Consider the following 5,638-nt stretch of genomic DNA (forward strand, 5'->3'; position numbering starts at 1 on the left):
TTAGAATTTGATCATCACGCCACCCACAATATTGAACCCATAAGTAGGATAGAGGTAATACCGCTGGTAATGTGTGTTGAACAGGTTATTTGCATTTACCCATACACCGAAATTTTTGCCTATGTCGTAGGAGGCGCCGGCATTCAGGTCCCAGGCGCTTTTGGTTTTACCAAAATCCTTGTTGGGCAGCAGGTAATAACTGCCGCTCAATGCAAAGAGGTCGGCGCTCAGGTGTAATTTTTTTGCGATGGTGTATTGTGCAAACAAATCGCCCTGGAAAGCGGGCAGGTGCCAGGGCTGCACTTCTGTTTCCTGTTTGTTGTAGTTGTACCAGTCGAAGCTCACGCGTGCCTGGAATTTTTCCTCTTCAATATACCCCACTTCACCATGCAGCTGGAATGCGCGCAGCTGGGCTTCATTACGGGTAGTGAATTTTTTGGTGTCGGCACTGTCGTTTACAAACAGCGGCATATTGTACCATGTAACGGAAGCAAACTTGGTGTTGTAGTTAAAGTGGCTGCCCAGCGTACCTTTGATACCGGTATATTTTTCTTCTACACGGGTGTTCAGCATTTCTCCCGGCAAGCCGTTGAGGAATGGATTTTTATTGGCGAGATTACGGTAGGTGTTCTTTTCAAAATAAGAGATCCATCCGCTGCTCAGGATCAGTTTTTTACGGATCAGGTGCGACTCATTCACGATATCCGGCAACAGGTAAAATTCGCCGTTGCTCCAGGTAGGGTTTACACCGGCATGCAATACAAAGCCGGGCTTCATGATATCCACAGCGGGGTGAATGGAAGCGATGTTGTTGTTGATGGCGCGGTTATTATCCTGTTTGTAGGTAGAAAGATCAAATACGCCTTCTACTTTTATAAAGATATCCTCAAATACCTGTTTACGCACCGGTACATTCAGCTGGAAGGTATTCTCTGTACGCTTGTAGGAATCGTTGAAGAGGATAAACTTCACTTTAGGCTGAAAGGTAAATGCCCAGTCGTTTTGCGGCCTGTTCTGCAGGCCCACGGAGGCGGTCACCTGGTTAAACGTTTGCTCTATATCCTTCTTTTTATAACTCGCAGTATCGTGGCCATAGCCATAATAATGAACGGTATTGCGGTCATATCCAATGCTGCCATCGAACCGGAATTTAGGCAACAGGTAAGTGCCGGATGCCAGTACGTTCAGGTTGCTGTAGTCCTGGTCAGGAATGTCCTTGCCTTTGGAGCCGGTGTAATTTACATACAGGCCGTAGTTGTACATGTTCTGTCTTCCGCTGCCGAAACCAGCCTGTACATAGGGCGTTTTATAATTGCCGTATCCAAGTTTCACGAAGTTGTTCTGGAGGTACGACAGTGAATCTTTACCCAACGCCAGCGGTTTCAGTGGCATGGCCTGGTACATAAAGTTCAGGTTCAGCGCCGGGATCTCGTATTTCATAGAAGGCCTGGCCGTATCAATTCCCGGTAAAGATGCCGTGAGATTGAGTTTATAGGCGTCGCGCAGTTTGGGTTGATTGGTGGAAATGATATCGATCGTTTCCTGCTTCAACGCTTCCTGTGCGGCTGCTTTCTGTGAAAACAACATGCCTGTCAGGCCCAGTGCTGATATGATAAAAGTTCGTTTGTTATATATTGCTTGAATGTTCATGCTTTGTTGCGCTTAAATGTCAGATTCCGGGTGATTATTTCTTCGGTTTTTTGCCGGCGGCTTTTTCTTCTGCTTCTACTTTAGCCAGTTTGTCTTTCGCTTCCTGTTTCAGCTCGGGAATAGTGCTGTTGGTAACGATGCTCTGGTAAGTAGCTTTTGCATTGAAATAGTCCTGTTGACGGGCATATACATCTCCCAGCAGGATATATGATTTCGCCACCCAGTATTCGTAAGACGGCGTATTTTTAATCACATCAAAACCAGCCTTTTCAGCGGCGTCCAGTTCATTCTGCTGCAGGTAGCAGTCCGCAATGTTGTAGCGGGCTTCGGCTCCTGTTTCAGATTTGGTCATGTTAGCCACGGTCTTGAATTCAGACAGTGCGGCGGTATAGTCTTTTGCCTGTTGCAATGCCTTACCGCGGTAGAAGTGAGCAATGATCTGGTCGTCTGTACTGATATTGGCAGCGGCCAGCAACATTTCCGAATAATTGGATACTTCATCCCAGTGTTTCAGCTGGTAGTTGCTGCGGAGCAGGCCCCTGGTGGCGGTAAGACTGTTTTCCTTGCTGGTGGCGAGGTCCTGCAGCTGCAGGTAGTAACCCCGGGCCTTGTCATAATTCTTCACCTGGTAGAAGCTGATGTTAGCGGCCTGTAAGGCAGATCTTTCCGCGTATAAACTGTTGTTGCGGGATAATACAAATTCGTAGGCCGGCAGCGCGCCCGTATAGTCTTTACTGTTATAAGCGCATTCTGCTTTATAAAAATATGCCGGCAGGATAAACTGGCCGTTCGGATATTTCTGGATATAGCTGTTGAAGCCGGTGGTAGCGCCTGCACAGTCGTTGCTGGTAAATCTGGATTCCGCAGCAGCATAAGCGAGGGAGTCTTCCGCAGAAGCGGTCACTGTTCTGCCGCTGGCTTTCAGGAAGGCGAGGTAATCGTCTGTTTTGCCCTGGCTTACATAAATCGACTTCATGCTTTGCAGCGCTTCGTTGGATTCCGGGGAGTTAGGGAATTTTTCCACCACCTGCCGGTAATAGGCCAGCGCTTTACTGTCGTTATCCTTATTGTAGTAGCTCAAACCCAGTTTCAGGAGTGCGCGTGGCGCATTCGGGCCGTTGGGTTGTTTCTGCAATACATTTTCCAGGAAAGGAATAGCTTCTGTATATTTTTCTTCCGAGAGATAAGTATTCGCTATCTCAATATCTGTTTCATTCGTAAAGCCGGAGGATGGAAACTTGTTACCCAGTTGTTTGAGCAGTGCCAGTTTCTCACTTTGCTTGCCCTGTAAGCCCAGGATCACTGCTTTCTGGTAAGTGGCGTAATCGGCGCCCGGAGCGTTGTTGCTGATAATACGGTCGTACAGCGCCAATGCTTTCGGGAACTGGCGGAGCATGTAGTAGCAGTCGGCGCTGCGCAGGGCGGCATCAGTAGCAATACGTTCTGCATTCGGGCCGCTGGTACGCTGGGCTGTTTCAAAGTAAGGCAGCGCTTCCGTGTATTTATCCTGTTTCAACAGGCTGTATCCCAGGTTGTAACTGGCGGTTTGCGCATTGGCTTCGCCGGATACAGGCGCAGTGTTATTCAGATAGGCGTTCAGGTTAGTAACCGCCACGTTTGTTTTATTCTGGCGCAATGCAATTTCCGCTTTCCAGAAATGAGCCAGCTGTTTGATCTGCGGATCATATGGGTTATTGATGGCCACATCCAGCAGGCGGTCGGCTTCTGCCAGCTGCTGGTCGTTGATCAGCTGGGTGGCGCGGCCATAGGCTACTTTCTGGTAGGCCTTCAATACCGCAGGGTTTTTATCAGGAATCGATTCAATAGTAGCTAAACCGTCTTTGTAGTTATTGCTGTTCATGAAAAGATTAACGAGTATTTCCCTGGCTTCTTTGTTATAGGCAGATTGCGGGTATGTTTTTACAAACTGAGTAAGCTCGCTGAGGGCGGCATCGGGATAACCCAGTTCATACGACAGTTTACCGTAGTTGAAGCGGGAAATTTCCTGTTGCTGCGCATTGGAGCTGTTATTGGCGCAAAAGGCAAAAGCGTTGCGTGCATTGGCTTTCTGGCCGGTGCGCAGGTAGCAGTCGCCCAACAGGTACATGGAGTTTTGTCCCAGTGAATCTTTGGAGCTGCTCAGCTGTTTGAACCCTGCTATCGCTTTTTGCAGGTTATTGGTTTGATAATAAGCGTAAGATAACTGGTAGATGTCTTCATTTCTTACTTCATCCGCATTATCCTGGAAATCCTGCAGGTAAGGCAATGCCTTGGGATAGTTCTTCTTCTCGAAGTAGGCTTTACCGAGCAGCTGTTTCAGTTCTGCTTCGTAGTATTGCCCGCCCTGCTTCAGCAGGGGTTCTGTATAAGCGATCAGCTGATCTGTTTTGCCCTGGAAGTAATAAATTTCAGCGATGTAGTAAGGCACCACGTTGCTGTATTTCGGCTCATTCACCACTTTCTGGAAGCTGTTAAGCGCTTCCCCGTACTGGTGATTGTAGTAGCTGATAAAGCCGTAGTAATAATTGGCGGGAATGCTGTATTTGCCGGGCATCTCTTTGATGGAGGCAAACAGGGGCTGCGCCTTTTGAAAATCCTTCAGGTTAAAATAACAGTAGGCTAGTTCAAATTTCGCTTCCGCAATTTCCGCGTTGGAGAGGTTTTCGATATTGGCTTTTTCATAGAGGGGAATGGCCTCTTTGAGTTTATTCTGACGGAAATAATATTTTGCCAGCTGGTAGCTTACCAGTTCTTCACGGGCGTTGTTATTGGCCAGTTTAAGGAATTCCAGCGCCTGTTTTTCCGCGTTGTCCTGTTGCAGTTTAAGTGCACAGATGGTGTAATAATAGTACGCATCCGTTTTAACGAGATCGCGGTTGGTTTCGTGGAAGTAGTCGATATTATCAAGGGTTTGCCTGAAAAGCTGCATGGACACTGCATATTTTTCCTGCTGGAAATATTGCTGGGCGTCCTTGAATACTTTTTCCGGGTCTGTATAGGTGCGTGTTTGCTGTGCCTGTGCGGCGGGCAACCCTATCAAACCTGCGCCGGTAAAGGCCAGGAGCGATATGTACAGATGTCCGGGAACAAAAACTTTTCTTATGAATTGCATGCTATAGCTGTTATTTCTTGAATATGCGTTTAAAACGAATCCCGGGAGGAATTATTTTCCAGCCGGGGAAGTACTCTGCCGTGGCCTGACCCTGGTAGTCCGTTTCTCCTGCGCCTGTATGCCCTCTGACGTTAATGATGCGAAACGGACCTGGAGTATCAGCAAATATAAAAGTTATATCTTTTCCTTTCCGATCGCGTTTCTAACAATGTGGATAACTCCGGAAGCAAGGCAAATGCTATTCATTTATCTTGCGGAAAATAATTAAAAGCACAAAAACCTTACCTACTATGAGAAAACTCTTCTCTGCCGGCTATACAAATGGCGCCGTAAGCTTTTCCATGCTGGTGCTCCGGGTGGTATCCGGTGGACTGATACTCCTGCATGGCTGGCCCAAGCTGATCAATTTTACTGCCAAAATGAATTCTTTTCCGGATCCGCTGGGGGTAGGACATAAAATTTCTTTGGGAATGGTAGTTTTTGCAGAAGTGTTCTGCGCGGTGTTGCTGATCATGGGACTGTTGACCAGGCTGGCTTCCGTACCACTGGTGATTTGTATGAGCGTGATTATTTTTATGATTCATGGCAAAGACCCGGTATCAGAAAAAGAAATGCCCATCCTTTTCCTGGCGGCTTTTGTAACATTGCTTTTTACAGGCCCCGGTAAGTTTTCACTGGACGGAGCTTTGGGCAAATAAAATTTTCAAGTAAAACGTTAAGGATAAAATAGCGGAGGAACCATGTTTATCAGTACAACAACAATCAGGGTACGTTACGGGGAAACAGATCAGATGGGATACCTGTATTATGGCAATTACGGGCTGTATTATGAAGTAGGCAGGGCGGAAGCCATACGGGAGCTGGGGTTCAGCTACA

3 protein-coding genes are annotated in these 5,638 nt (G+C 47.3%); 1 reads left to right on the forward strand and 2 read right to left on the reverse strand.

Annotated features, from left to right (window positions below; genetic code table 11):
* Both VIM72_RS18885 and VIM72_RS18890 read right to left on the reverse strand, forming a co-directional pair.
* Positions 1–1,650 carry a hypothetical protein gene (locus tag VIM72_RS18885; protein ID WP_332004380.1) on the reverse strand — a complete coding sequence of 550 codons (1,650 nt, stop codon included), beginning with the start codon at positions 1,648–1,650 and terminating at the stop codon, positions 1–3.
* A gap of 34 nt (positions 1,651–1,684) precedes the next feature.
* Positions 1,685–4,762 (reverse strand): tetratricopeptide repeat protein, encoded by a 3,078-nt coding sequence (locus VIM72_RS18890; RefSeq protein ID WP_332004381.1) that lies wholly within the window; start codon positions 4,760–4,762, stop codon positions 1,685–1,687.
* 290 nt (positions 4,763–5,052) lie between these two features.
* On the opposite strand from VIM72_RS18890, the gene VIM72_RS18895 reads away from it, so the two are divergent.
* On the forward strand, positions 5,053–5,460 hold the full coding sequence (locus VIM72_RS18895; RefSeq protein ID WP_142683177.1) for a DoxX family protein: 408 nt from the start codon (positions 5,053–5,055) through the stop codon (positions 5,458–5,460).
* Positions 5,461–5,638: the final 178 nt, after the last annotated feature.

It is taken from the genome of Chitinophaga sp. (assembly GCF_036569185.1).
GTDB lineage: Bacteria > Bacteroidota > Bacteroidia > Chitinophagales > Chitinophagaceae > Chitinophaga.

Bases quoted from the DNA above. Each gene is read 5' to 3' on its own strand.
- VIM72_RS18885 (WP_332004380.1), bottom strand. From the start codon at position 1,650: ATGAACATTCAAGCAATATATAACAAACGAACTTTTATCATATCAGCA.
- VIM72_RS18895 (WP_142683177.1), top strand. From the start codon at position 5,053: ATGAGAAAACTCTTCTCTGCCGGCTATACAAATGGCGCCGTAAGCTTT.
- VIM72_RS18890 (WP_332004381.1), bottom strand. From the start codon at position 4,762: ATGCAATTCATAAGAAAAGTTTTTGTTCCCGGACATCTGTACATATCG.